At 48.9% G+C, this 1,177-nt stretch carries 2 protein-coding genes and 1 pseudogene; 1 reads left to right on the top strand and 2 read right to left on the bottom strand.

The features are described from left to right. Positions 1–169: 169 nt before the first annotated feature. Positions 170–265, top strand: a pseudogene (locus DSM107010_RS43495) (transposase); the annotation flags it as partial. Between the two features lie 104 nt (positions 266–369). Here DSM107010_RS43495 and DSM107010_RS37750 read toward each other — a convergent pair. Then, entirely contained in the window at positions 370–732 is a 363-nt protein-coding gene (locus tag DSM107010_RS37750; RefSeq protein WP_127025429.1) for a transposase, read from the bottom strand. Next, a complete protein-coding gene (locus DSM107010_RS37755) occupies positions 701–1,063 on the bottom strand; it encodes a hypothetical protein (RefSeq protein ID WP_158631978.1) in 363 nt (120 codons plus the stop codon). Before DSM107010_RS37755 ends, DSM107010_RS37750 begins: the two co-directional genes overlap by 32 nt. Positions 1,064–1,177 lie beyond the last annotated feature (114 nt).

The raw sequence follows: 1,177 nt of genomic DNA on the forward strand, positions 1-1,177 counted from the left end.
ACATCAAGCGATTGCTAAGTTTTATCATTACAAACGTCGCCTTTCCCAATCGCTCAGCTATCTACAACTGTAGTATTAGAGCTGATTTGTAAAGAAAATCTAAAGAGGATTAGAGCGAGGTTGGATCAAGCTGTAGTCTAGATGCAGTCTAGTATCCATTGAACGACTAATGAGCCGTCTTCCTGAGATTGCCAATCCTTAGCGGAAACCCTACCCAACTGATTTAAGCGATGCGGAATGGCAGATTCTCAAACCCTTGCTTCCTGCTGTATTATCACAACTTCGGCAGCCAATTTACACTAACTTCGGGCTCATCCCAGCTTTTGGTGATCCAGTAATTTATGCAGGTGAAGCCAGATTCTATTTTGCTCAACTTGCCAATAAGAACCGACGGCTTAACAAATCTAGACCTGCCCGACCATACATTTGGCGTTTGAGCATCTTCAAACGATTGATTTGTCCTTCCACTTGTCCATTGCTAACCGCTAAAGTCACCCCAGCTTTGACTGCCGCATAATCTGACTGCAAGCTTTTGGCAAATCGTTGAAACTGTGTCACACAGCTACTACTAGCTTTCTCAAGCCAACGATCTAGTTGCTTGGGGTCGCGTTGCCGCACCAGGTCGGCAAATTCCTGAGCCAGATCGATCGCAATGGCGAGAGCAGGGTGCTGCTTCAAGTGAGCGAGCCAGGTTTCATCCTCAGAGGAGCGTTGCTTCAAGGGCTTCAACACTAGCCAAGTCGCTCGACGAGCACGAGCGCGGTGGTTGCCCAATGCTAAGGAGAGGTGGTGCTTGTCCTCGTCCCTCCAGATTGTTCAACTGATGGCGCTGGGCTTGGCGCAACTGATGTGTGTAGCGTGTCACCGTCATGTAACTCCCCTTGTATCCCTGCTGTTGAATCTGGGCAAATAGCCGCTTAGTCTGACGTTGCCCCGCATTCCATTGCGCTAGTAAATACGGCTTGTAGGGAGCGAGCAGGCTCTTGCTTGAACGACGGGGATGCGGTTGCCGCTCTGGGAAACTGGGTGATGCCAGATAAGTAAAAACTGTCCGCTCACCCATACTGAGATGATGTGCAATGTCACACACCTTGAAGCGAATGGCACTAAGAAAAGCGAAAAGTAAGGTGTGTTAAGCATTACAAGCGTTAATAGCAGAGAGGTGGGCAGGGGGATG

It is taken from the genome of Chroococcidiopsis cubana SAG 39.79, assembly GCF_003991895.1.
Taxonomy (GTDB): domain Bacteria; phylum Cyanobacteriota; class Cyanobacteriia; order Cyanobacteriales; family Chroococcidiopsidaceae; genus Chroococcidiopsis; species Chroococcidiopsis thermalis.

Bases quoted from the DNA above. Each gene is read 5' to 3' on its own strand.
- DSM107010_RS37755 (WP_158631978.1), bottom strand. From the start codon at position 1,063: ATGGGTGAGCGGACAGTTTTTACTTATCTGGCATCACCCAGTTTCCCA.